Source organism: Dietzia papillomatosis NBRC 105045 (genome assembly GCF_001570845.1).
In the GTDB taxonomy this organism is placed as follows: domain Bacteria; phylum Actinomycetota; class Actinomycetes; order Mycobacteriales; family Mycobacteriaceae; genus Dietzia; species Dietzia cinnamea.
In genome coordinates, this window is record NZ_BCSL01000020.1 from 33,578 (window position 1) to 56,210 (window position 22,633).

Below are 22,633 nucleotides of genomic sequence, written 5' to 3' on the forward strand. Positions count from 1 at the left end.
CCGGGGTCACCGGCCGGGCTCCCGGCGTCTGTTCGTGCCACCGTCAGCGGGTGTCGACCGCCTTCTCCGCGGCCTCGGCCCACTCACGCCACTGCGCGGCCTGCGCACGCGCACTCTCGGCGTCCCTGACCTTGCCCGCGGCGTCCGCCTTGGCGGCCTGCTCCTCGAAGTCGCGGACCCGGTCCCAGAACTGGCCGGCACGCGCCTTGGCCTCAGGATCCGTGCGGCGCCACTCGGTGTCCGCCGCGTCCGCGACCGCCTTCTCCAGCGCACGGATACGACCCTCGAGGCGACCCATCTTGTCGCGCGGGACCTTGCCGATCTCCTCCCACCGGGCCTGCAGGTCCCGCAGCGCGGACCGGGCGGCGGCCAGATCGGCGGCCGGGTCGATCCGGCCCTCGAACTCGGCGAGCAGAGCCTCCTTGGCCTCGGCGTTCGCCTCGAACTCCGCGTCCCGCTCGGCGGCCGCAGCATGCCGCGCGTCGAAGAAGGAGTCCTGGGCGGCCTTGAACCGCTTCCACAGCGCGTCGTCCGCCTCACGCGGTGCGCGGCCCGCGGCCTTCCACTCGTCCATCAGCTTGCGGAAGGCCGTCGCCGTGTCGTTCCAGTCGGTCGACCCGGACAGCGCCTCCGCGCGCTCGACGAGTTCCTCCTTGACACGCTTCACCGAGGCCCGGTTGCGATCCAGCTCCGCGAAGTGGGAGCCGCGCCGGCGGTTGAACGCCTCGCGCGCCTTGGAGAAGCGCTTCCACAGCGCGTCGTCCGTCTTGCGGTCGATCCCGCGGATCGTCTTCCACTCCTCGAGGATGTCCCGGAGACGGTCACCCGCGGCCTTCCACTGGGTCGAGGACGCGCCGATCTCCTCGGCCTCGGCCGCCAGGGCCTCCTTGCGGGCGATCGCGGCCGCACGCTGCTCGTCCTTGCGCTGACGGGCCGTCGTCTCGACCTCCGCGGACCGTTCGATCACCGCCGCCAGACGCGCCGCGAGCGAATCCAGATCGCCCACGGCCGCGGCGGTCGGGATCTGCTCCGCGAGCGCCTCGGCCGAGGCGCGGGTCTTGCGCGCGTCCTGAGGGTGCGACTCCAACCGCGTCTCCAGCAGAGCGACCTCGGCCGCCAGATCGTCGAAGCGGAGCCCGAAGTGCGCCAGGCCCTCCTCGGGCGCGCCCGCCTGCCACGAGCCCACCTGGCGCTCGCCGTCACCGGTGCGCACGAACACCGCGCCCGTCTCGTCGACCCGACCCCACTGCGACGGGTCGGACCCGCGCGCGACCCGTGGGTCGGCCGCAGGGGTCGGCCGCGGAGCCACCTTCCGGGCCAGCGCCGCGGGCGACGGCCCGCCCGGCCGTGGCCCGGGCCGCGGACCCGGTGTCGGGGTGGCCCCGCCGTCGTTCGCTCCGCCCGTGGCGGTGGGTGACTGCTCGGTCATCTCGTCCTCGTTTCCCTCTGCCGCGTGTCACGGCACCGTCGCCGGGATCGCACCGGTCGTCGCCTCGCCGCCCCGGCTCGGACCGGCGCGGCATCCTCCTAGTGTGTACCAACCGTCGCGCGGGTGTCCGCCGTATCCCCGGGTACGCCCCACCGGGCCCACCCGGCGTCACGGGGCGGCGTCCTGCGACGGTGTCGTACGCGGTCAGTAGGGTTTCGAGGTGTGAACACGTCAGTCGTCCTGGTCCCCGGTGCACCCGCGCTCGTGCCCGTGCTCTCCGGGAGCGCGGCCGCCGACTCCGCACGCCAGGTGGACGAGATGGTCCGCGTGCTCCGGCGTGCCGCGGAGGACGCGACCGCGGTCAGGGTCGTGGGCGCGGACAGCGGCGGACGCTCACTGGGCGACGTCCGCTCGACGCTCGCCCGGTGGGGGGCCGACGTGCCGGTCGGACGGCCCGGTGCCCCGCCGGCGCCGCACGAGGCGGTTCCCGATGCCGCGCTGATCGCGTGGTGGCTGCTGGACCGCGCACAGATCGGCCTGACCAGGGGCTTCACCGGCGTGACCGGGCCCTCGCCCACCACGCCGCAGGTCGCGGCGGACGACCTCGTCGTCGTCGTCGCCGACGGACCCGCCTCCCTCGCGCCGCGCGCCCCCGTCCCCGAGGACCCGCGCGGCGTCGCCCTGGACGCCCGGCTCGGCCGGTGGCTCCGGGACCCCGGCGAGCTTCCCGACCACGGGGCGGCCGTCGCCGAGGAGATCGGGTGGTGGAGCCGTCCCGCCTGGCTCGTCCTCGCCGACCTCGTGGGCGGGCGCGCCGCGCGAGAACGGCTGTCCTGGGCGCCGTTCGGTGTCGGCTACCACTGCGGGTGGTGGTCATGACCGGCCCGGCCCCCGTCGCCGTGATCGGGCCCACGGGCACCGGCAAATCGGAGCTCGCGCTGGATCTGGCCGAACGCCTCGGCGGTGAAGTCGTCAACTGCGACGCGATGCAGCAGTACCGCGGCATGGACATCGGCACCGCCAAGCTCAGGCCCGAGGAGCGTCGCGGCATCCCGCATCACCGACTCGACGTCCTCGATGTCACCCACACCGCGAGCGTCGCCGACTTCCGCGATGAGGCCGAGCGGGAGATCGCCGGGATCCGCGACCGGGGACACGTGCCGATCCTGTGCGGTGGGTCGATGATGTACATCCAGGCGCTCGTGGACGGGTGGAGCATCCCCGACACCGATCCCGAGGTGCGTGCTCGCTACGAGCGGCGGCTGGAGGAGATCGGCGTCCGCGCCCTGCACGACGAACTCGCACGGGTCGACCCCGAGGCGGCGCGGACCATCCTGCCCACCGACCCGCGGCGCACCGTCCGCGCACTGGAGGTCGTCGAGCTCACGGGGCGGCCGTTCTCCGCGTCCCGACCGACCATCGGCGAGCCGCGATTCGGCACCCGTCTGATCGGCCTGCGGTGCGCGCTGCCCGAGCTCGACGACCGGCTGGCCGCCCGGACCTCGACGATGTTCGCCGACGGGCTCGTCGAGGAGGTGCGGGGCCTCGTCGGAGTCGGGCTCCTCGAGGGCGTCACGGCCCGCCGGGCGATCGGCTACGCCCAGGTCCTCGACGAGATGGACGACGCCCTGCGCATCGACGACGACGGGCTGGCCCGTGCGGAGGAGCGGACGGTCATCGGCACCCGCCGCTACGTCCGCCGTCAACGGTCCTGGTTCGGCCGCGACCACCGGATCCGGTGGATAGACACCGACACCCGCGACCGGGCCGACGACGCCCCGCGCCCGCTGGACGCGGCGCTGCGGATCCTGGGCGAGGGATCCCGATGACCGCGCCCGGCGGCGGGCGGTCCCGCGTCCAGTCCGTCGACCGCGCGTTCTCGCTGCTCGACGCCCTGTGCCGCCGCGGCGGGCGCGCCAGCCTCGGTGAACTGGTCGCAGACACCGGTCTGGCCGCCGCGACCGTCCACCGGCTCTGCGGCACCCTCGCCGAGAGCGGACACCTCCGCCGTGACGCCGGCCGCGGCTACCTCCTCGGCCCCCGCCTCCAACGGATCGGGGACGCGGCCGAGCGCGCGACCGCCGCGTGGGCGGAGCCCGTGCTGCGGGCCGTCGTCGAGGGCACCGGGGAGACCGCCAACCTCGCCGTCCGGGAGGGCGACGGTGTTGTCTACCTCGCCCAGGTGCCCTCGCCCCACTCGATGCGGATGTTCACGGAGGTGGGGCGGCGCGTCGAGGTCCACTGCACGGCGGTGGGCAAGGCCCTCGTGGCGGGCGATGACGACGCCGAGATCCGCGCCATGTTGGAACGGGCCGGCATGCGCCGCTACACCGATTCGACCCTCGTCGAGGTCGGTGCACTGATCGAGCAGATCCACGAGGTCCGACGCCGGGGCTTCGCCACCGACGAGTCCGAGCAGGAGGAAGGGGTGCGGTGCGTGGCCATCGCCGTGGGCACGGGCGACGCCGCGTTCGCGATCTCCGCGTCCGGGCCCGAGGCCCGGTTCACCCGGGACCGCAGGGACGCCGCCGTCGACATCCTCAGGGCCGCGGTGGAGGGCCTCCTCGGCTGACCGACCGTGCCGGCGTGGCGCCGTCCCGATACAGGAAATCCGCTACCCCCGGCCCGGATTCGCTACCTCTGCAGGGGTAGCGGATGCCGAGGGGGAGTAGCGGATTCCCGCAGGGGTCAGAGCCCGTTGGCGGTCTTGAACTCGCGGCGACGGCGGTGCAGGATCGGCTCGGTGTAGCCCGACGGCTGCGTGGTGCCCTCGAGGATCAGCTCGCGGGCAGCCTGCCAAGCGATTGAGGACTCGACGTCCGGCGCCATGTTCCGGTAGGCGTCGTCGCCCGCGTTCTGCTTGTCGACGACCTCGGCCATACGGCGCAGCGAATCTTCCACGAACTCTGCCGTGACGATGCCGTGGCGGATCCAGTTGGCCAACAGCTGCGAGGAGATCCGCAGGGTGGCTCGGTCCTCCATGAGGTTCACGTCGTGGATGTCCGGCACCTTCGAGACGCCGATACCCTGCTCGACCCAGCGGACGACGTAGCCCAGGATGGTCTGGCAGGAGTTGTCGACCTCCTCCTTCTTCTCCTCGTCCGACCAGTCGGTGTTCGGGGCGAGCGGCACCGTGAGGATGTCGTCGACGCTCGCGCGACGACCGCCGGCGAGGAGCTCCTCCTGGCGGGCCAGGACGTCGACGCGGTGGTAGTGGGTCGCGTGGAGGGTCGCACCGGTCGGCGACGGGACCCAGGCGGTGTTGGCGCCGGCCTGCGGCTGGCCGATCTTCTCGGCGAGCATCTCCGCCATGAGGTCGGTCTTCGCCCACATGCCCTTGCCGATCTGCGCGCGGCCCCGCAGACCACACGCCAGGCCGGTGTCGACGTTGAAGTCCTCGTAGGCGTTCATCCAGCGCGCGGACTTCATCTCGCCCTTGCGGATCATCGGCCCGGCTTCCATGGAGGTGTGGATCTCGTCGCCGGTGCGGTCGAGGAACCCGGTGTTGATGAACACGACACGCTCCGTGGCCTCCGCGATGCAGGCGGCGAGATTCACCGACGTGCGGCGCTCCTCGTCCATGATGCCGACCTTGAGAGTGTTGGTCGGCAGGCCGAGGAGCTTCTCGACGCGGCCGAACAGCTCGGTGGTGAACGCGACCTCGTCGGGCCCGTGCTGCTTGGGCTTGACGATGTAGATCGACCCGCTGCGGCTGTTGCCGCGCTCGTTGCCCTCCGCGATCCCGTGCATGCCCGCCAGCGCGGTGATCAGCGCGTCGAGGATCCCCTCGGGGAGCTCGTTGCCCTCGGCGTCCAGGACCGCGGGGTTCGTCATGAGATGGCCGACGTTGCGGACGAACAGCATCGAGCGCCCGTGGAGGCGGACCTCCCCGGAGCCGTCCGGAGAGGTGTAGACGCGGTCGTCGTTGAGGACGCGGGTGAACGTCTTGCCGCCCTTGCTGATCTCCTCGGAGAGGTCACCCTTCATCAGGCCGAGCCAGTTGCGGTAGCCGAGCGTCTTGTCCTCGGCGTCGACAGCGGCGACGGAGTCCTCGAAGTCCATGATCGTCGTGACGGCGGACTCGAGGACCACGTCCTTGACCCCGGCCGCGTCCGTCGATCCGATGGGGGAGTCCGGGTCGATCTGGATGTCGATGTGCAGTCCGTTGTTGCGCAGCAGCACCGAGGAGGGGCTGGCGGCATCCCCGAGGTATCCCACGAACTTCTCCGGGTCGGCCAGTCCGGTGGTCGCGCCGTCCGCGAGCGTGACCCGCAGCGCGCCGTCCACGACCGCGTACCCGGTGGTCCCCACGTGGCTGCCGGAGGCCAACGGCGCCGCGTCGTCGAGGAACTCACGAGCCCACTCGATCACCTTGTCGCCACGGACCTTGTTGTAGGAGTCGCCCTGCTCGGCGCCATCGGTCTCGGGGATGGCGTCGGTGCCGTAGAGGGCGTCGTAGAGCGAACCCCAACGGGCGTTGCCCGCGTTGATGGCGAACCGCGCGTTGGTGACCGGCACCACGAGCTGCGGACCGGCGACGGTCGCGATCTCCGCGTCGACGTTCTCCGTGGTGACCGAGACCGACTCGGGCTCGGGCACGAGGTAACCGATCTCGCGGAGGAACTCCTTGTACGCCCCCTGGTCGATCGGCGCCGGGTTCTCGTGGTGCCACGCGTCGATCTTCGACTGCAGGTCGTCCCGCACCGCGAGCAGCTCGCGGTTCCGGGGACCCAGGTCGGCGAAGATCTCGGAGGCACCGGCCCAGAACGCGTCGGGGTCGACCCCTGTGCCCGGGATCGCCTGGGTGTTGACGAAGTCGTAGAGGACCTCGTCGACCTGGATACCGCCGACGGTGATGCGTTCGGACATCGATGCTCTCCTCAGGTAGGGGATCGTTCTCCCGACCGACTCTAATGTCCTCGTCGTGGCGCTTCATCCGCTATTTCCGCAGTGCGGAACGCCGGTCGGCCGCGAGTACGATCACGACATGACCCTGGACCACAACACGCCGACGGCCACCGACGGCATCGCCTTCCTCAAGGGCCACGGCACCCTCAACGATTTCGTGATCCTGCCCGATGACCACGCCGAGCTCGACCTCGACGAGACGCTGGTCCGCGCGCTCTGCGATCGACGCGGCGGGATTGGTGCCGACGGGATCCTCCGGATCGCCACCGCCGGCGCCCTCGTCGATCGCGGGGTCCTTCCCGCGCTACCGGACGGGGTCGACCCCGCGGACTGGTTCATGGACTACCGCAACGCGGACGGTTCGATCGCCGAGATGTGCGGCAACGGAGTCCGGGTGTTCGCCCACGCTCTGGTGGCCACGCACCGGGCCGACATCGGAACGATCGCCATCGGCACGCGTTCCGGGCCGCGGCCCGCGACGATTGTGTCCCGCTCCGGCGACGACGCCGTGGTCCGGGTCGACATGGGCGAGCCGCGACTGCTCGGACTCTCCTCGGCAGAACTCGGCGGCCGCACCTTCGCGGGCGTGGCCGTCGACATGGGTAACCCCCACCTGGCCTGCGTCGTGCCCGGGCTGGACGCCGCGGCTCTGGCCGCCCTGCCGGTCGCCGACCCCCCGACCTTCGATCGCGACTTCTTCCCACACGGTGTCAACGTGGAGATCGCCACGCCCCTGACCGGGGGCCGGGTGACCATGCGCGTGCACGAACGGGGAGCGGGGGAGACGATGTCATGCGGGACCGGCATCGTGGCGACGGCGGTCGCCGCACTGGCCGACGCCGGACGCGGCAGCGGAGACGTCGTCGTGGCGGTACCGGGCGGGGAGGTCGAGGTCCACCTGGCCGACGGCGGTTCGACCCTCACCGGTCCGTCCGCGCTCGTCGCCAGCGGCCGGTTCCACGGCGGTGCGTATCACACGCCCGCATACGCGACACACGCGGCCCCGATGTGAGATGATGCTGGGGAATGACTATTGATCACACGGCCGTTGAGCGGCCGACACGCGACCTCGATCCATCCATCGGCGAACTGCAGCTCGAGGAGAGATCCTCGCTGCGCCGGGTGGCGGGTCTGTCAACCGAACTCCAGGACGTCAACGACGCCGAGTACCGCCAGCTCCGACTGGAGCGGGTCGTACTGGTCGGCGTGTGGACCGAGGGGTCCGCAGCCCAGGCGGACGCCGCGATGGCGGAGCTCGCCCAGCTCGCCGAGACGGCGGGCTCCGAGGTCTGCGACGCTCTCATCCAGCGCCGCGACAAGCCGGACGCGGCGACCTTCATCGGCTCGGGAAAGGTGAGCGTTCTCAAGGACGTCATTGCCGCGACGGGTGCCGACACCGTCATCTGCGACGGTGAGCTCACCCCGGGTCAGCTCCTGGCGCTGGAGAAGGCGGTCAACGTCAAGGTCATCGACCGGACGGCGCTGATCCTCGACATCTTCGCCCAGCACGCGACCAGTCGCGAGGGCAAGGCGCAGGTCTCCCTGGCGCAGATGGAATACATGCTCCCCCGTCTCCGCGGGTGGGGCGAATCGCTCTCCCGCCAGGCGGGTGGCCGGGCCGGCAGTAACGGCGGCGTCGGTCTCCGTGGCCCCGGTGAGACGAAGATCGAGACCGACAGGCGCCGCATCCGCGAGCGGATGGCGAAGCTGCGTCGCGAGATCAAGGGCATGAAGCAGTCCCGCGACACCAAGCGCTACCGCAGGCGCGCCACGCCCGTTCCGTCGATCGCTATTGCCGGATACACCAACGCCGGCAAGTCGAGCCTGCTGAACCGGATCACCGGTGCCGGCGTCCTCGTGCAGAACGCGCTGTTCGCCACCCTCGATCCCACCACCCGCCGCGCCGACCTCCCCGACGGGCGATCGGTCGTGTTCACCGACACGGTCGGCTTCGTCCGACACCTGCCCACGCAGTTGGTCGAGGCGTTCCGATCCACGCTCGAGGAGGTGGTCGACTCCGAGTTGTTGCTCCACGTCGTGGACGGTTCGGACGCGTTCCCCCTTCGCCAGATCGAGGCGGTCCGCAAGGTGATCAACGAGGTGGTGGAGGAGCAGAACGCCGAACGCCCCCGCGAGTTGGTGGTCATCAACAAGATCGACGCGGCCGACCCGGTGGTGCTCACCGAGCTGCACCACGCACTGCCGGACGCGGTGTTCGTCTCGGCGGCCACGGGGCAGGGTGTCGACGAGCTGCTCGAACGGATCGTGCAGATCGTGGCCTCCGGTGACCGGGAGATGATTCTCGAGGTCCCGTACACCCGGGGTGACGTGGTCGCACGAGTCCACACGGAGGGCGCGGTCGTCGAGGAGGAGCACACCGACCGTGGTACTCGCCTGGTGGTCCGGCTGCCCGCCTCGGTGGCCGGTGAGCTCGGCGAATTCGTCTCGGACAGCAGTACGCGCGACGGGGCCGCCTGACCGGCCCCTGCGACGACGACGCCGCCTGACCCGATCGATCCCGGGCAGGCGGCGTTGTCGTCGAGGGCCGGTTCAGAGCTTGCGGAACACCGTGACGACCTTGCCCAGGATCGTGGCGTGCTCGCCCGGGATGGGACTGAAGGACGGGTTGTGGGGCAGGAGCCAGACCCCGGTGGAGTCCTTGCGGAAGGTCTTCACGGTCGCCTCGCCGTCGATCATCGCGGCGACGATATCGCCGTTGTCCGCTACGTTCTGCCGCCGCACCACGACGTAGTCACCGTCGCAGATCGCCGCGTCGATCATCGACTCACCGACCACTCTGAGCATGAACAGGTCCCCGGACCCGACGAGGTCGGTAGGGAGGGGGAAGACCTCCTCCACGGCCTGCTCGGCCAGGATGGGGCCACCCGCCGCGATCCGGCCGAGGACCGGGACGTAGACCGGCTCGACCGCTCCGCTCGGACGTCGGACCTCGCTGGTGGGCGACCGGCGACCCCGGGTCTTCTGCCCGGGCACCCCGTGGACGTCGACAGCCCGCGGCTTGTGCGGATCCCGCGTCAGGAACCCCTTCTTCTCCAGGGTCCGCAGCTGGTGCGCTACCGACGACGTCGATTGCAGGCCCACCGCGTCCCCGATCTCGCGGATGCTCGGCGGATAGCCGCGCTCCTTGACCGTGTCGTGGATGTGCAGCAGCACACTCTTCTGGCGGTCTGTCAGTGAGTCGAAGTCGGGCTTCGGCATCTCGGGTCCCTTCGGCGAATGGATGTTCGACGTCGTCATCTGTGTACACCCTATCGCCCCCGAGCGGGGAGCGCCACACACATGTTCGAAGTTTTTCGTCGCGGGATGGTGACCGTGTCGCAGTCGCGTGATACAACTCTAGGCGTATCGGGATTCGAACAGACGTACACAGAGATCCATACGGATGTGCGAATCCGTTTCGCACACCGTATCGAGCAGGGAGTGGACATGACCATTCTGGAGATGCACTCGCACACCGACTCCACCGCGCGGTGGACGGAGATCTGCGCGGCAGAGCACCGCGCACCCGCACAAAGCGCGGACGGTGTCCGCCGGGATCCCGACCGGTCCGGTGAGCGTCAGACCCGTGGGCGTACCGGGACCCGACCCGGCGCGCGGCCGGTGGGCCGTCGCGACTCCGCCTCGCCCAACCGCGGCGCCTCCGCCGACCGGGTCGCCACCCTCGCACCGGCGCCCTCCCGCACACCGGCTCCGCGGCGGATCGTCCAGGCCCGCCCGGTGGCGTCCGACAGTGTGCGCGCCTGCCGCGTCGAGTCGTCGGCTCCGACCCGTGTCGTCGATGACGTGCCCGCCTGGGCACTCCTGGCCTGCGGCATCGCCTTCGGGATACTCATGCTCCTGGCCGTGGCGTTCCTCGGCGGGCCCGCCTACGCGTGACCGGCGCACCTGCCTCCTAGAATGAGTCGGGGACGGTGGTCAATCGTCCCCGCGTCCCGTGGTCCACGTCCCGGGAGGCGTGAAGTCCGGTCGACGAAGGGCCACACGGGAATGTACTGCCCTACATGCCACAACGAGGACTCCCGGGTGATCGACTCACGATCGGTCGACGAGGGTCAGGCCATCCGGCGCCGTCGGGAGTGCCCGGAGTGCGGGCACCGCTTCACGACGCTCGAGACGCCACTGCTGACGGTCCTCAAACGCAACGGCGTCACCGAGGCCTTCAGTCGCGACAAGGTGGTCCGGGGAGTTCGCCGGGCCTGCCAGGGCAGGTCGATCGATGAGGACGCCCTGCGGCGCCTCGCCCAGCAGGTCGAGGACACCGTCCGCGCTCGCGGCGCGTCCGAGGTGCCCGCCCACGAGATCGGTCTCGCGATCCTCGGCCCCCTCCAGGACCTCGACGAGGTGGGCTACCTACGCTTCGCCTCCGTCTACAAGCAGTTCAGTTCGGCCGACGACTTCGAACGCGAGATCATCGCACTCAGAGACCGCCGCGCGAGCCGCTGAGCCGCCGCGCGAACGTCTGACCCGCCGGGCGGTCAGCGCCGGGCACGGGGAGCGAGCGCGGACGCCACCGCCTTGTCGATGCGCTCGGCCGATACCGGGCGGGCCGTACCGAGGGACTGGGCGAACAGCCCCACCCTGTATTCGGCCAGCAACCACCGCAGCTCGCGGGCCGAGCGCGCGCCGCCGGGCCGACGGCGCAGAGCCGCGCACGCCTCCTCGACGGTCTCCTCCGACCGCGCCAACCGGGCTGTCAGATTCCGATGCCGGGCGGGGGACTTCTCCGCGAGATCGAGTCGGACACCGACCGCCTTCACGTGCCGCTCCAGGTGCGGCAGCACGTCGACCGGATGACGCGCCAGGAAACCCTTACCCACCAGGAACTCCAGTGACGGGGCCACCGCCTCGGCGACCTCGGCCGGGGCCTCCGTCACACGCACGGACACCTCCTGCGCCGCCACCAACGCCGGCACGACCGTCGAGATCGCGGACGCCACGGCCCCCGGCACCTCCGCCCTGGCGGCGTCCCGCAGTTCGGTGAACTCCGCCACCGTCAGCACCGGCACACCCTTTCGTCGCGCGATGATCCTGCCGCACGCCGCCAGGGCGGCGTCCGAGACCAATGCCTCGACGCCGCCGTGCGGGTACTGGGTCAGGGCCAGTCGCTGCTCGACCGGGCGACCGCGCAGGATCGAGGAGGCGGAGACGAGATCGGACGAGATGAGCGTGAGGACCGCCGACGCCTGCCTGGTCCGGCGTTCCTCCTCCGTCGCGCACGCGACCCGGTGGACGCCGTCCGCATCGACGCGCAGGGCGGGGTAGACCGTCACATCCACACCGTCCACCGTGCCGGTGACCGACGGGGCGAGATCCCCGATGGTGTCGGCACTCCACTGGCGGAACGGCCCGTCGTCGGGCACGAGCCGGGTGTTGAGGGTGGCGCGCACCTTGTCCTGCAAACGCGTCCGCAGCGCCGCCAAATCCGTTCCGGACGCGACGACCTTCTCGCCGTCGACCACCTCGAACCGCACCCGCAGGTGATCGGGGAGCTGCGCGGGGTCGAACTCCCGCGGGTCGACCGTCGTCCCGATCCGCGCGGACAGCGCCTGCGCCAGAGCCACCGGCAGAGGGGCGGAGCGCGGGGTGACGTCGCGGGCGAGCAGGGCGGCGTATTCCGCGGGCGGCGAGCAGAGCCGCCGGAGGTACTTGGGGAGGGTGCGCAGCATCTCCGTGTAGAGCTCCTCGCGGAGACCGGGGACCAACCACTCGAAACCGGCGGTGGTCACCGAGGACAGTTGCGGCAGCGGGATGCGGACGGTGATGCCGTCGGCGGCGCCACCCGGATCGAACTCGTAGTGCAGCTCGAACCGTCGGTCGCCCTGCTGCCAGAACGGCGGGAAGTCGCCCGCGTCGGGAGCGGCCTCCGAGGTGCGGATATCGGCGGGGGTCAACCGGATCGCGTCCGGGTCGCGGTGGCCGCGCTTCTTCCACCACGAGTCCAGGTGACGGCCCGAGGTGATGTCGCCGGGGAGCCGCTCGAGGTAGAACGCCACCAGGGCCTCGTCGTCGATCACCAGGTCACGGCGACGGCTGCGGGTCTCCAGCTCCCTCGCCTGCGCCACGGCCTCGGCGTTCTCGCGGATGACCGGGACTCGCGTGTCGAGGCGGCCCTCGACGATCCCGTGGCGGACGAGCATCTCCCGCGCCAGGGGAGCGTCCACCCGGGACAGCAGCACGCGGCGTGCCTCCACGACCGTCAGCCCCAGCAGGAGCACCTTCTCGTAGGCCATGGCGGCGCCGCGGGCGTCCGACCAGTGCGGCTCGGAGTACTGCGTGCGGGTGAGGTGGCCGCCGAGCTGCTCGATCCACGCTGGGTCGATGCGCGCCACGTCGCGGGCCCACAGCCGTGAGGTCTCCACGAGCTCGGAAGCCATCACCCACCGCGGTGGCTTCCGGGCCAGGTCCGAGCCGGGGAAGATCTGGAAGCGGATACCGCGGGTGCCCCGGAACTCGCGGGCGTCCTCCTCGCGCATGCCGACGTTGGTGAGCAGGCCCGTGAGGATCGCCTTGTGCAGGTCGTCCTCGGAGGCCTGGCCGGACGGCGGGTGCCAGCCGCGTTCGCGACACATGCTCCGCAGCTGGGCGTTGAGGTCCTGCCACTCGCGGATGCGCAGCCAGTGCAGGTACTCCGCCTTGCACATCTTGCGGAACGCACTGCCGGAGAGCTCGCGGCGCTGCTCGGTGATGTAGCGCCAGAGGTTGAGGTATCCCAGGAAGTCGGAGGTCTTGTCGGTGAAGCGCCGGTGGAACTGGTCGGCCTTGTCCCGCTCCTCCGCGGGCCGCTCCCGGATGTCCTGCACGGTGAGGGCGGCGACCACCACGAGCACGTCCCCCAGCGCCCCGTTGCGGTGGCCCTCCACGACCATCCGGGCCAGTCGTGGGTCGAGGGGGAGCGCGGCCATGTCGCGGCCCACCTCGGTCAGGCGCGGGCGCTCGTCGTCGTCGACCGTCAACGCCCCCAGCTCAGTGAGCAGGGTCATGCCGTCGCGGACCGCCTTGCGGTCCGGCGGCTCGACGAAGGGGAAGTCGTCGACGGGACCGAGGTCGAGATCCGCCATCGACAGGATCACCGAGGCGAGGTTGGTGCGCAGGATCTCGGGGTCGGTGAACTCCGGTCGTGCCTCGAAGTCCTCCTCCGAGTACAGGCGGATGCAGATGCCGTCGGCCACGCGACCGCATCGCCCGGCCCGCTGCGCGGCGGAGGCCTGGGAGATCGGTTCGATCGGAAGTCGCTGGACCTTGGTACGGGTGGAGTACCGCGAGATGCGCGCCAGTCCGGTGTCGACGACGTAGCGGATGCCGGGGACGGTCACCGAGGTCTCGGCGATGTTGGTCGACAGCACCACCCGGCGGGTGGAGTGGGCGCGGAAGGCGCGCTGCTGCTCCGCGGCGGTGAGGCGCGCGAACAGCGGGAAGATCTCCGTGTTGCGGAATTTCCGGCCACGCAGCACCTCCTCGGCGTCGCGGATCTCACGCTCGCCCGAGAGGAAGACCAGAACGTCGCCGTCGTCCTCGCGCAGCAGTTCCGCCACGGCGTCGGCGAGCGCGTCGAGGGGGTCGAGGTCGATCACCCGGTCCCCGTGCTCGACCTGGAGCGGCCGGTAGCGGATCTCCACGGGGAAGGTACGTCCGGAGACCTCGATGACCGGGGCGGGGCGACCGTCGGGGCCCGCGAAGTGGCGGGCGAACCGTTCGGGGTCGATGGTCGCGGAGGTGATGATGAGCTTGAGGTCCGGGCGCCTCGGGAGAATCTGCTTGAGGTAGCCCAGGAGGAAGTCGATGTTGAGACTGCGTTCGTGTGCCTCATCGATGATGATCGTGTCGTAGGCGTGGAGCAGCCGGTCGCGGCGGATCTCCGCGAGCAGGACGCCGTCAGTCATGAGCTTGACCGAGGTGTCGGGTCCGGTGCGGTCGTCGAAGCGCACGGCGGAGCCGACGGGGCCGCCGATCTCCACGCCGAGTTCGTCCGCGATCCTCTCGGCCACGGACCGGGCGGCGAGGCGCCGCGGTTGGGTGTGGCCGATCATGCCGCGCACGCCGCGCCCGAGCTCGAGGCAGATCTTGGGGATCTGGGTGGTCTTGCCCGAGCCGGTCTCGCCGGCGATCACGACCACCTGGTTCTCGCGGATGGCCTCCGCGATCTCGTCCTTGCGCGCGCTGACGGGGAGCTGCTCGGGGTACTCGGGAGCGGGGATCGCCTCGGCGCGCCGCCGGACGCGCTCGGCGGCCTCGTCGACGCGGCGGGCCAGGTCGTCGAGTTGGTCGGCGCGGGCCCGGCGGATCCGGGGGCGGAGCCGGTGCGCGTCGAGGGTGCCGACCTCGTCGAGCCGGACGAGCAGATCGTGGCGGGCCCGGCGGAGCTCGGGTGGGGCTGAGGTGGACGACGGCATGGTGCCCGCCAGGATATCGGCACCCGGACCGGGTCGGCCGGACGGCGTCGTCAGTCGCCGGCGGCGTCGCGCCTGGCCTGGATCCGCGTGTAGCGCTCGTGGAGTCGTTCGCGGATCTCGTCCGGCTCGTAGGAGCGGCGGCGCCGTTCGGACCTGGCGGCGAGGATCCCGGAGGCCGCGACACCCGCCAGTCCCGCCGCACCGATCATCTTGAGCCACTGTCGTCCCCGGGGAGCCATGTAGTCGAGCCTAGGCCGACCGGCCGGGCCGCCCTGGCAGGATCGCCCCATGGACATCGACACCGTGCCGCTGGCCGCGGCGGCCGACCGTACGCGCACCGGCGACCTGTGGCTGTTCCGCGGCCGGACGACGGCGGACCGGCTCATCCAGACGCTGACCAACGCGCCGGTCAACCATGTGGGCGTCGCGGTGGTGCTCGAGGACATGCCGCCCCTGCTGTGGCACGCGGAGATGGGCAGGGCGCTGCCGGACGTGTGGACGGGCCGCCGCCAGCGCGGGGTGCAGTTGCACGACCTCGAGGCCGCGGTGCGTCAGTGGACGGGCCCGTACGGGCAGCGGGCGTGGTTCCGGCAGATCTCACGGGAGGTCGGGACGGAGCAGGAGGAGGCGCTGTTGGAGACGATCGCGCGCCTGGACGGCGTGTCGTTCCCGTCGGCGGGTCGCCTCACCGCGCGGTGGGCGCGGGGACGCTGGGCGTCGCGGGGCCGGCGGTCGTCGGGCGGAGTCGTGGCCGGGAGGCCGGGGGTGGCGTCGGGGGACGACGACGAGGTGGGCGGCGGCCGGCTCCTGGACCTGATCCCGCGGCGCGGGCGGGTCTCGCCCGGTCCCGCGATGCGCATGGAGGCGGCCTACTGCGCGGAGGTCGTGGGCCTGACCCTGGAGGCGATGAGCGTGCTCCGGCCCGCCGGGGACGCCAGTTGGTACGACCCGGGGAGGTTCTGGAGCGGGGACGACCTGCCCCTGGCGCCGGGCTGGGACTACGGGCGGGAGATCGCCGTGACGGTCAACCCCCCAGGATCGCCTCGCTGACGTCGGCCTCGACCGCCTCGGGGGCCACCACGAGCAGTTCGTCACCGGGCTCGAAGGGCACGTCGGGCTCGGGGACGATCACCCGCCCTCCTCGCAGGATCGCCACGAGCGCGGCGTCGCGGGGGATCCGAACGCGGGACACGGGGCGCCCGGCCAGTGGGGTCTGCGGGGGCAGGGTCACGCTGACGAGGTTCGCGCCGCCGCGACGCAGCGTCATGAGCCGGACGACGTCGCCGACGGACACCGCCTCCTCGACGACCGAGACGATGAGTCGGGGGGTGGAGACCGCCACGTCGACCCCCCAGCGGTCGTCGAAGAGCCACTCGTTGCGGGGGTCGTTGACCCGGGCCACGACGCGGGCGACCGCGAACTCCGTCTTGGCGAGCAGGCTCACCACCAGATTGGCCTTGTCGTCCCCGGTCGCGGCGACGACGACGTCGGCCTCTTCGATACGGAGCCGCTCGAGGACGCTGAGCTCGCACGCGTCACCGACCTGCTGGTCGGCGTCCTCGACCGGGTCGGCGGAGAACACGCTGGGACGCTTGTCGATCAGGGTCACCGTGTGGCCGCCCGCGAGCAGTTCCCGGGCGATGGACCGTCCGACGACCCCGGCGCCGGCCACGACGATCCGCATCGAGCTGGTGCGGAACGCCCGGGACGGGGCGTCGGCGAGCAGGCCGGAGCCGTCGGCGTAGTCGTCGACGGTGGGGTCGGGAGTCGGGTCAGGCATCGGAGGGGCCTCGCTGCAGCAGGTCCTCCAGGCCGCGCACCGCCTCCGAGGGCAGGGTGAGGTGGACGACGTCGTCGGACTGGACGAGCGTGTCCTCGTCCGGGATGCGGCATTCGCCGAAGCGGGTGACCGCGGCGACGCGCCCACCGACCTCCGCGGCGAGCCGGTCGACGGGCAGGCCCACCCATCCCGGCGGTGCGTCGAGGGCCACGAGGGAGACCCTGTCGGTCTGGTCTCGCCACTCCACCGGACTCGTCCCGGCGGTGACGTACCGGACGAGCCGGCCGGTCGCCCAGGGGACGGTGGTGACGGTCGGGATGCCCAGACGTTCGTAGACCTCGGCGCGACCGGCGTCGTAGATGCGGGCGATCACGCGCTCGACACCGAAGGTCTCGCGGGCCACACGGGCCGCGATGATGTTGGAGTTGTCCCCGGAGGACACGGCGGCGAACGCGTCGGCGCCGACGAGTCCGGCGTCGGTGAGCACCGCTCTGTCGAAGCCCTGGCCGGTGACGGTCTGACCGCCGAACCGTTCGGGCAGTCGGGCGAAGGCCGCGGGGTCGCGGTCGATCACCACCACCGCGTGGCCGGCGGCGTCGAGCTCGGCGGACAACGCCGCCCCGACGCGGCCACAGCCCATGACGACGACCCTCATCGCGAGTCCCACTCCTCACGGCGCACCCTCGTGCCCCAGGGACGTCACGCTACTCACATCCGCGGATGCTGTCCGCCGCGGCGCGCGGGTCCTACGATGTGTCGGTGTCCAGGATCTCCAGGGTCTCCGTGGGAGCCAAGCGCCTGTTGGTGGGGCGCCCCTTCCGCAGCGACACCATCGGCACGATGCGCCTGCGCAAACGGATAGCCCTGCCGGTGTTCGCCTCCGACGCGTTGTCGTCGGTGGCCTACGCCCCGCAGGAGATCTTCCTCGTGCTGTCGATCGCCGGGATGTCGGCGATCGCGTTCACCCCGTGGGTCGGGGTGGCGGTCGCGTTCGTCATGGTCGTCGTCATCGCCTGTTACCGGCAGAACGTCCACGCCTACCCGTCGGGGGGCGGTGACTACGAGGTGGCCACGGTCAACCTCGGTCCCCGCGCCGGCCTCGGGGTTGGTGCGGCGCTGCTCATCGACTACGTCCTCACGGTCGCCGTCTCGATCTCCGCCGCGGCGGCGAACATCGGCTCGGCCATCCCGTTCGTGCAGTCCCACGCCGTCTTCTTCGCCGTACTCGCGATCGCAGGACTCGCCGCGCTCAACCTCCGGGGGATCCGGGAGTCCGGGGCGATGTTCGCGGTGCCCGTCTACGCGTTCCTCGCGTCCATGATCGCGCTCATCGTGTGGGGCCTGGTGCAGGTCGAGGTCCTCGGCCGCGACCTGCGCGCGGAGTCGGCGGGGTTCGACCTCGTCCCCGCGGAGGGCGCCGAGGTGACCGGCCTGGCGCTGGCGTTCGTCGTGGCCAAGTCCTTCGCCTCGGGCTGCGCCGCGCTCACCGGTGTCGAGGCCATCCACAACGGGGTGCCGGCCTTCCGCAAGCCCCGCGCCCGCAACGCGGCGATCACCCTCACGATCCTGGGCGTGCTGTCGGTCTCTTTCCTGCTGGGCCTCATCGCGCTGGCGCGCAGGCTCGGGGTCCGTATCGCCGAGAACCCGGCCACCCAGCTCGTCGGCGCCCCGGAGGGGTATCAGCAGAAGACGATGATCGCGCAGCTCGCGGAGCCGGTCTTCGCCGGGCTGCCGATCGCGTTCTACGTCGTCATGGTCGTGACCGCGACCATCCTCGTGCTGGCGGCCAACACCGCGTTCAACGGCTTCCCCGTGCTGGCGTCGGTCCTGGCCCGCGACAAGTACCTTCCCCGGCAGCTCGCCACCCGCGGCGACCGGCTCGCATTCTCCAACGGCATCGTGCTCCTGGCGATCGCGGCGATCGCGCTGGTGATCGCGTTCGACGCCCGGGTCACGGTCCTCATCCAGCTGTACATCGTGGGTGTCTTCGTGGCGTTCACGCTGGGCCAGCTCGGGATGGTCCGCCACTGGACACGGCGGCTGCAGCACGAGGAGATCCCGGCGGTGCGTCGGCGGGCTCGCCGGTCGCGGGCGGTCAACGCGGTCGGGTTCGGCCTCACCTCGGGTGTCCTCGTCATCGTTATGTCCACCAAGTTCTTCTCCGGCGCCTATATCGCCGTCCTCGCCATGGCGGCGGTCTTCGGCGTGATGAGGCTCATCCACCGGCACTACGACGCGGTGGCGCGTGAACTGGACGACTCCTCCCGCGAGGTCGTGCTGCCCAGCCGCACCCACTGCCTCGTCCTGGTCTCCAAACTGCACCTGCCGACCCTGCGGGCCCTCGCGTACGCCAGGGCGACCCGCCCGGACACCATCGAGGCCCTGACGGTGAACATCGACACCGCCGAGACGCGCACCCTCGTCAGGGAGTGGGAGAGCCGGGGCATCTCCGTTCCGCTCAAGGTCGTCGAGTCCCCGTACCGTGAGATCAACCGCCCGGTCGTGGACTACGTCAAGCGGCTCCGGGACCAGTCGCCGCGGGACGTGGTGATCGTGTACATCCCGGAGTACGTGGTGGGCCACTGGTGGGAGCAGCTGTTGCACAACCAGAGCGCGCTGCGCCTCAAGACCCGCCTGCTCTACGAGCGTGGCGTCATGGTCACCAGCGTGCCGTGGCAGCTGTCGTCCTCGCGTGGCCGGGCGGAGCAGGCCCGCAATGAACCGATCGTCGGGCGTTTGGGCGGACCGGAGGCGAGATGACACACGAGCACACGACCGACTGGACGGGCCGCGTCCTGCGGCTGGAGGTGGCCGGCCCCGCGCACGGCGGTGAGTTCGTCGCCCGGCACGAGGGACGGGTGGTGTTCTGCCGTGGCGGCATCACCGGGGAGACGGTCGACGTCCTGGTCGAGGACGACCCGGGCCGCGCCTTCTGCCGCGGCACCGTGCAGTCGGTGATCGACGTGTCCCCGCACCGGGTGGAGACCGCCTGCCCGGCGGCCGCCGCCGGAGCCGGGTGCTGTGATTGGAGCCACATCGAACCCGCCGCGGCCCGCGGCTTCGCCGGCCGGATCCTCGCCGAGCAGGCAGTCAGGATCGGCCGGATCGACCCGCGCGCCGACGAGATCCCGGTCGAGGCCCCCGCGGGCGACGCCACCGCGACAGGGTGGCGCACGGTCGCCCGGTGGGTCACCGGCCCGGATGGCCGTCCCGGCGTCCGTCGGGCGCGGTCGCGGGACCTCGTGATGGAGCCCTGCGTCCAACCCGATCCGCGCATTCTCGACGCGGTGACCGTCGCGGACGTGGGCCCCGGACGCGAGCTCCTCGGGCTGCTCGGTGACGACGGGACGGTCCACGTCGCCCACCGGCCCGCGGTGCGTGACGAGCCCCGCGGGCAGGGCTCGCGCGCGCGTCGATCCGCCGCGACCCGGGCCCGGGCGCGGCGCTCCCGGGCGGCGGACTGGGAGTTCGTCACCGGCGGACCCGACGTCGTGCGGCGCGTGGGGGAGCGGGAGTGGCGGTTGCCCCCCGAGGCCTTCTGGCAGGCCCACCGCAGCGCGGCGACCCACTACGCGTCGGCGGTCCGCACGGCCGTGGCGCAGGCCCCGGGACTTCCGGACGAGCCCGTCGTCTGGGACCTCTACGGGGGCGCCGGACTGTTCGCCGCGGCCGTGCGGGAGGCCGTTCCGGGCGCGGACGTGACGGTGGTGGAGTCGTCCTCGGCCTCGCTGGGGGCGGTGTCGACCACCTCCGGATCCGGCGACCCGGACACGGCGTCCGCGGCCGGCCCGGGAGTGCACACGGTGCGCTCGAGGGTCGAGACGTTCCTCGAAGACCACGCGTTGGACGCCGACGCCCGCCGGGCGCCCGACGTCGTCGTGCTCGACCCGCCGCGCGGGGGCGCCGGCATCCCCGTCATGCAGCGCCTGGCGGAGGTGGCCCGGTCACGGATCGTCCACGTCGGTTGCGACGCCGCGAGTCTGGCCCGGGACGTCGGCGCGCTCGTCGCGGCCGGGTGGACGCTGACGGACCTGCGTGGCGTCGCTGCGTTCCCCGGTACCCACCATGTCGAGGGGATCGCGGTGCTGGATGCCCCGGTCGCGCGCTGAACCGCCACGGCGGTCGGCGGCCGACCGACCGACCGCGGGCGAGCCGGAGGGCCCTCAGCCCGTAGACTGGCGATTCGACCCATCGGGGTGTCGGACAGGGAAGGGGCAGTCGACAGCAATGAGCGTGCTCGATCAGGTGAACGGCCCCTCGGACCTCAGGGGGCTCGGACCCGACGAGTTGGGCCGGTTGTGCGGCGAGATCCGCGAGTTCCTCATCCGCAAGGTCGCTGCCACGGGCGGGCACCTCGGACCCAACCTGGGCGTCGTCGAGCTGACGGTCGCCCTGCACCGCGTGTTCGACTCGCCGCGCGACCCCATCGTCTTCGATACCGGGCACCAGTCATACGTGCACAAGATGCTCACCGGGCGCCGGGATTGCTTCGACGGCCTGCGCACCCGCGGGGGCCTCTCCGGCTACCCGTGCCGGGCGGAGAGCGAGCACGACATCGTCGAGTCCTCGCACGCCACCGCGTCGCTGTCGTACGCGGACGGGCTCGCCAAGGCCTTCGCGCTGCGTGGCGAGCGCGACCGGACCGTCGTCACCGTGATCGGGGACGGGGCGATGACCGGTGGCATGGCGTGGGAGGCCCTCAACAACATCGCGGCCGCGAAGGACCGGCCCATGGTGATCGTCGTCAACGACAACGGGCGATCGTATTCACCGACGATCGGCGGTCTCGCCGAGCGGCTGGGTGCCCTGCGTCTGCAGCCCGCGTACGAGAAGGCGATGGACCGGACGAAGAGCGCCCTGACCGCCCGCAAGGATGTCGTCGGCAAAGCGGTCTACTCGGTACTGCACGGCATCAAGGCCGGCGTCAAGGACGTCGTGTCTCCCCAGGAGCTGTTCGCCGACCTCGGCCTCAAGTACATGGGTCCGGTCGACGGGCACAACCTCGCCGCCACCGAGGCGGCACTCCGACTCGCCAAGGACTTCGGGGGCCCGGTGGTGGTCCACGTGGTCACCCGCAAGGGCATGGGCTACGTCCACGCGGAGAACAACGAGGCCGATCAGATGCACGCCACCGGGGTGATCGACCCCGAGACCGGCAAGCCGCTGTCGACCTCGTCGTCCGTCGACTGGACCTCGGTGTTCTCCGAGGAGCTCTGCGCGATCGGCACAGAGCGTGACGACGTCGTGGCGATCACCGCCGCGATGGCGGGGCCCACCGGGCTCGCGGCGTTCGGCGAGCGGTTCCCCGATCGGATGTTCGACGTCGGTATCGCCGAGCAGCACGCGGTTGCCTCCGCGTCCGGGCTGGCCCTGGGCGGGATGCATCCCGTGGTGGCCGTCTACTCGACCTTCCTCAACCGGGCCTTCGACCAGCTCCTCATGGACGTCGCCCTCCTCCGTCAGCCCGTGACCCTGGTGCTGGACCGTTCGGGCGTGACCGGCCCCGACGGCGCCAGCCACAACGGGATGTGGGACCTGTCGCTCACCGGCATCGTCCCCGGCGTGCGGGTGGCCGCGCCGCGCGATGCGCTCACCCTGCGCCAGGAGCTCCGCGAGGCCGTGGCCGTCGACGACGGCCCCACTGTCGTGCGCTTCCCCAAGGGCTCCGTGGGCGAGCCCGTGCCGGCCCTGGCCACCTCCGAGGACGGCGTGGACCGCGTTCACGGCCCGGGTGATGCCGAGGTGCTGGTGGTGGCCGTGGGCCCCATGGTCGCTCCGGCCGTGGCCGCGGCCCGCGCGCTCGAGGCCGAGGGGATCTCCGTGGACGTGGTCGACCCGAGGTGGGTCTACCCCGTGCCGGCGTCGATCGTCGAGTCCGCCCGCGGCCGCCGCCTGGTGGTGACGGTCGAGGACAACGGACTCCACGGCGGGGTCGGGTCCGCGGTCTCGGCCCGCCTGGACGGTGCCGCGGTGCAGTGCGACCGTATCGCACTGGGCATCCCGCAGGAGTTCCTCGACCACGGCTCCCGCGCAGAGATCCTCTCCGAGGCCGGCCTGACCGCGGAGGGGATCGCCGAGAGCATCAGGGCCCGCCTGGCACTGTGA

At 71.7% G+C, this 22,633-nt stretch carries 18 protein-coding genes; 11 read left to right on the plus strand and 7 right to left on the minus strand.

Translation table 11 applies throughout. The features are described from left to right. Window positions 1-43: 43 nt before the first annotated feature. Window positions 44-1,429, minus strand: a complete 1,386-nt coding sequence (locus DPA01S_RS08900) for a DUF349 domain-containing protein (RefSeq protein ID WP_061915547.1) — start codon at window positions 1,427-1,429, stop codon at window positions 44-46. A 222-nt stretch (window positions 1,430-1,651) separates the two neighbouring features. Between DPA01S_RS08900 and DPA01S_RS08905 the strand changes: the two genes are divergently transcribed. Genes DPA01S_RS08905 through DPA01S_RS08915 form a run of 3 tightly spaced genes read left to right on the plus strand, consistent with a single transcriptional unit; the run spans window position 1,652 to window position 4,001 of the window. Continuing rightward, the gene (locus tag DPA01S_RS08905; protein ID WP_061227717.1) at window positions 1,652-2,308 is read left to right on the plus strand and encodes a class III extradiol ring-cleavage dioxygenase family protein; all 657 of its coding nucleotides are present in this window, start codon (window positions 1,652-1,654) and stop codon (window positions 2,306-2,308) included. Further along, window positions 2,305-3,258: a tRNA (adenosine(37)-N6)-dimethylallyltransferase MiaA gene (gene miaA / locus DPA01S_RS08910; RefSeq protein ID WP_061227794.1), complete on the plus strand. Its 954-nt coding sequence runs from the start codon at window positions 2,305-2,307 to the stop codon at window positions 3,256-3,258. Before DPA01S_RS08905 ends, miaA begins: the two co-directional genes overlap by 4 nt. Beyond that, complete coding sequence (locus DPA01S_RS08915) at window positions 3,255-4,001, plus strand: IclR family transcriptional regulator (protein WP_061227716.1); 747 nt, start codon at window positions 3,255-3,257, stop codon at window positions 3,999-4,001. Before miaA ends, DPA01S_RS08915 begins: the two co-directional genes overlap by 4 nt. Before the next feature lie 116 nt (window positions 4,002-4,117). Here DPA01S_RS08915 and DPA01S_RS08920 read toward each other — a convergent pair whose 3' ends face one another. Further along, window positions 4,118-6,298, minus strand: coding sequence for a malate synthase G (locus DPA01S_RS08920; RefSeq protein WP_061915550.1), 2,181 nt, complete (start codon window positions 6,296-6,298; stop codon window positions 4,118-4,120). A 118-nt stretch (window positions 6,299-6,416) separates the two neighbouring features. Here DPA01S_RS08920 and dapF point away from each other — a divergent pair, with 118 nt between their 5' ends. Both dapF and hflX read left to right on the plus strand, forming a co-directional pair. Continuing rightward, window positions 6,417-7,349 (plus strand): diaminopimelate epimerase, encoded by a 933-nt coding sequence (gene dapF, locus DPA01S_RS08925; RefSeq protein ID WP_061915553.1) that lies wholly within the window; start codon window positions 6,417-6,419, stop codon window positions 7,347-7,349. A gap of 14 nt (window positions 7,350-7,363) precedes the next feature. Beyond that, the gene (gene hflX, locus DPA01S_RS08930) at window positions 7,364-8,815 is read left to right on the plus strand and encodes a GTPase HflX (protein ID WP_061915556.1); all 1,452 of its coding nucleotides are present in this window, start codon (window positions 7,364-7,366) and stop codon (window positions 8,813-8,815) included. A 72-nt stretch (window positions 8,816-8,887) separates the two neighbouring features. On the opposite strand, the gene lexA is transcribed toward hflX, so the two are convergent. After that, window positions 8,888-9,556 carry a transcriptional repressor LexA gene (lexA, locus tag DPA01S_RS08935; RefSeq protein WP_061915590.1) on the minus strand — a complete coding sequence of 223 codons (669 nt, stop codon included), beginning with the start codon at window positions 9,554-9,556 and terminating at the stop codon, window positions 8,888-8,890. 228 nt (window positions 9,557-9,784) lie between these two features. Here lexA and DPA01S_RS08940 point away from each other — a divergent pair, with 228 nt between their 5' ends. Continuing rightward, the gene (locus DPA01S_RS08940; protein ID WP_153038663.1) at window positions 9,785-10,234 is read left to right on the plus strand and encodes a hypothetical protein; all 450 of its coding nucleotides are present in this window, start codon (window positions 9,785-9,787) and stop codon (window positions 10,232-10,234) included. 111 nt (window positions 10,235-10,345) lie between these two features. Continuing rightward, window positions 10,346-10,801: a transcriptional regulator NrdR gene (gene nrdR, locus DPA01S_RS08945; protein WP_007626979.1), complete on the plus strand. Its 456-nt coding sequence runs from the start codon at window positions 10,346-10,348 to the stop codon at window positions 10,799-10,801. Between the two features lie 32 nt (window positions 10,802-10,833). On the opposite strand, the gene hrpA is transcribed toward nrdR, so the two are convergent. Together hrpA and DPA01S_RS08955 are read right to left on the minus strand one after the other, a co-directional pair. Beyond that, window positions 10,834-14,748 (minus strand): ATP-dependent RNA helicase HrpA, encoded by a 3,915-nt coding sequence (hrpA, locus tag DPA01S_RS08950; protein ID WP_061915562.1) that lies wholly within the window; start codon window positions 14,746-14,748, stop codon window positions 10,834-10,836. A 50-nt stretch (window positions 14,749-14,798) separates the two neighbouring features. After that, the gene (locus DPA01S_RS08955; RefSeq protein WP_061227711.1) at window positions 14,799-14,987 is read right to left on the minus strand and encodes a hypothetical protein; all 189 of its coding nucleotides are present in this window, start codon (window positions 14,985-14,987) and stop codon (window positions 14,799-14,801) included. 49 nt (window positions 14,988-15,036) lie between these two features. Between DPA01S_RS08955 and DPA01S_RS08960 the strand changes: the two genes are divergently transcribed. After that, window positions 15,037-15,798 (plus strand): hypothetical protein, encoded by a 762-nt coding sequence (locus DPA01S_RS08960; RefSeq protein WP_061227710.1) that lies wholly within the window; start codon window positions 15,037-15,039, stop codon window positions 15,796-15,798. Here the strand turns inward: DPA01S_RS08960 and DPA01S_RS08965 are convergent. Both DPA01S_RS08965 and DPA01S_RS08970 read right to left on the minus strand, forming a co-directional pair. Further along, window positions 15,773-16,432, minus strand: coding sequence for a potassium channel family protein (locus DPA01S_RS08965; protein ID WP_061227793.1), 660 nt, complete (start codon window positions 16,430-16,432; stop codon window positions 15,773-15,775). The genes DPA01S_RS08960 and DPA01S_RS08965 overlap by 26 nt on opposite strands. Window positions 16,433-16,520: 88 nt before the next feature. Next, the gene (locus DPA01S_RS08970) at window positions 16,521-17,183 is read right to left on the minus strand and encodes a potassium channel family protein (RefSeq protein ID WP_061227709.1); all 663 of its coding nucleotides are present in this window, start codon (window positions 17,181-17,183) and stop codon (window positions 16,521-16,523) included. Window positions 17,184-17,248: 65 nt separating this feature from the next. Between DPA01S_RS08970 and DPA01S_RS08975 the strand changes: the two genes are divergently transcribed. From DPA01S_RS08975 to dxs, 3 genes are all read left to right on the plus strand, one after another. After that, on the plus strand, window positions 17,249-19,288 hold the full coding sequence (locus DPA01S_RS08975) for an APC family permease (protein WP_153038662.1): 2,040 nt from the start codon (window positions 17,249-17,251) through the stop codon (window positions 19,286-19,288). Then, a complete protein-coding gene (locus DPA01S_RS08980) occupies window positions 19,285-20,637 on the plus strand; it encodes a class I SAM-dependent RNA methyltransferase (RefSeq protein WP_061227708.1) in 1,353 nt (450 codons plus the stop codon). The genes DPA01S_RS08975 and DPA01S_RS08980 overlap by 4 nt, the downstream gene beginning before the upstream one ends. A gap of 118 nt (window positions 20,638-20,755) precedes the next feature. Then, a complete protein-coding gene (gene dxs, locus DPA01S_RS08985; protein WP_061227707.1) occupies window positions 20,756-22,633 on the plus strand; it encodes a 1-deoxy-D-xylulose-5-phosphate synthase in 1,878 nt (625 codons plus the stop codon).

Excerpts from the sequence above, each read along its gene's own strand:
- hrpA (WP_061915562.1), bottom strand. The coding sequence starts at position 14,748 with ATGCCGTCGTCCACCTCAGCCCCACCCGAGCTCCGCCGGGCCCGCCAC.
- DPA01S_RS08965 (WP_061227793.1), bottom strand. The coding sequence starts at position 16,432 with ATGCGGATCGTCGTGGCCGGCGCCGGGGTCGTCGGACGGTCCATCGCC.
- DPA01S_RS08970 (WP_061227709.1), bottom strand. The coding sequence starts at position 17,183 with ATGAGGGTCGTCGTCATGGGCTGTGGCCGCGTCGGGGCGGCGTTGTCC.
- DPA01S_RS08915 (WP_061227716.1), top strand. The coding sequence starts at position 3,255 with ATGACCGCGCCCGGCGGCGGGCGGTCCCGCGTCCAGTCCGTCGACCGC.
- DPA01S_RS08955 (WP_061227711.1), bottom strand. The coding sequence starts at position 14,987 with ATGGCTCCCCGGGGACGACAGTGGCTCAAGATGATCGGTGCGGCGGGA.
- nrdR (WP_007626979.1), top strand. The coding sequence starts at position 10,346 with ATGTACTGCCCTACATGCCACAACGAGGACTCCCGGGTGATCGACTCA.
- lexA (WP_061915590.1), bottom strand. The coding sequence starts at position 9,556 with ATGCCGAAGCCCGACTTCGACTCACTGACAGACCGCCAGAAGAGTGTG.
- miaA (WP_061227794.1), top strand. The coding sequence starts at position 2,305 with ATGACCGGCCCGGCCCCCGTCGCCGTGATCGGGCCCACGGGCACCGGC.
- dxs (WP_061227707.1), top strand. The coding sequence starts at position 20,756 with ATGAGCGTGCTCGATCAGGTGAACGGCCCCTCGGACCTCAGGGGGCTC.
- DPA01S_RS08940 (WP_153038663.1), top strand. The coding sequence starts at position 9,785 with ATGACCATTCTGGAGATGCACTCGCACACCGACTCCACCGCGCGGTGG.
- DPA01S_RS08960 (WP_061227710.1), top strand. The coding sequence starts at position 15,037 with ATGGACATCGACACCGTGCCGCTGGCCGCGGCGGCCGACCGTACGCGC.
- DPA01S_RS08900 (WP_061915547.1), bottom strand. The coding sequence starts at position 1,429 with ATGACCGAGCAGTCACCCACCGCCACGGGCGGAGCGAACGACGGCGGG.
- DPA01S_RS08975 (WP_153038662.1), top strand. The coding sequence starts at position 17,249 with ATGCTGTCCGCCGCGGCGCGCGGGTCCTACGATGTGTCGGTGTCCAGG.
- dapF (WP_061915553.1), top strand. The coding sequence starts at position 6,417 with ATGACCCTGGACCACAACACGCCGACGGCCACCGACGGCATCGCCTTC.
- DPA01S_RS08920 (WP_061915550.1), bottom strand. The coding sequence starts at position 6,298 with ATGTCCGAACGCATCACCGTCGGCGGTATCCAGGTCGACGAGGTCCTC.
- hflX (WP_061915556.1), top strand. The coding sequence starts at position 7,364 with ATGACTATTGATCACACGGCCGTTGAGCGGCCGACACGCGACCTCGAT.
- DPA01S_RS08980 (WP_061227708.1), top strand. The coding sequence starts at position 19,285 with ATGACACACGAGCACACGACCGACTGGACGGGCCGCGTCCTGCGGCTG.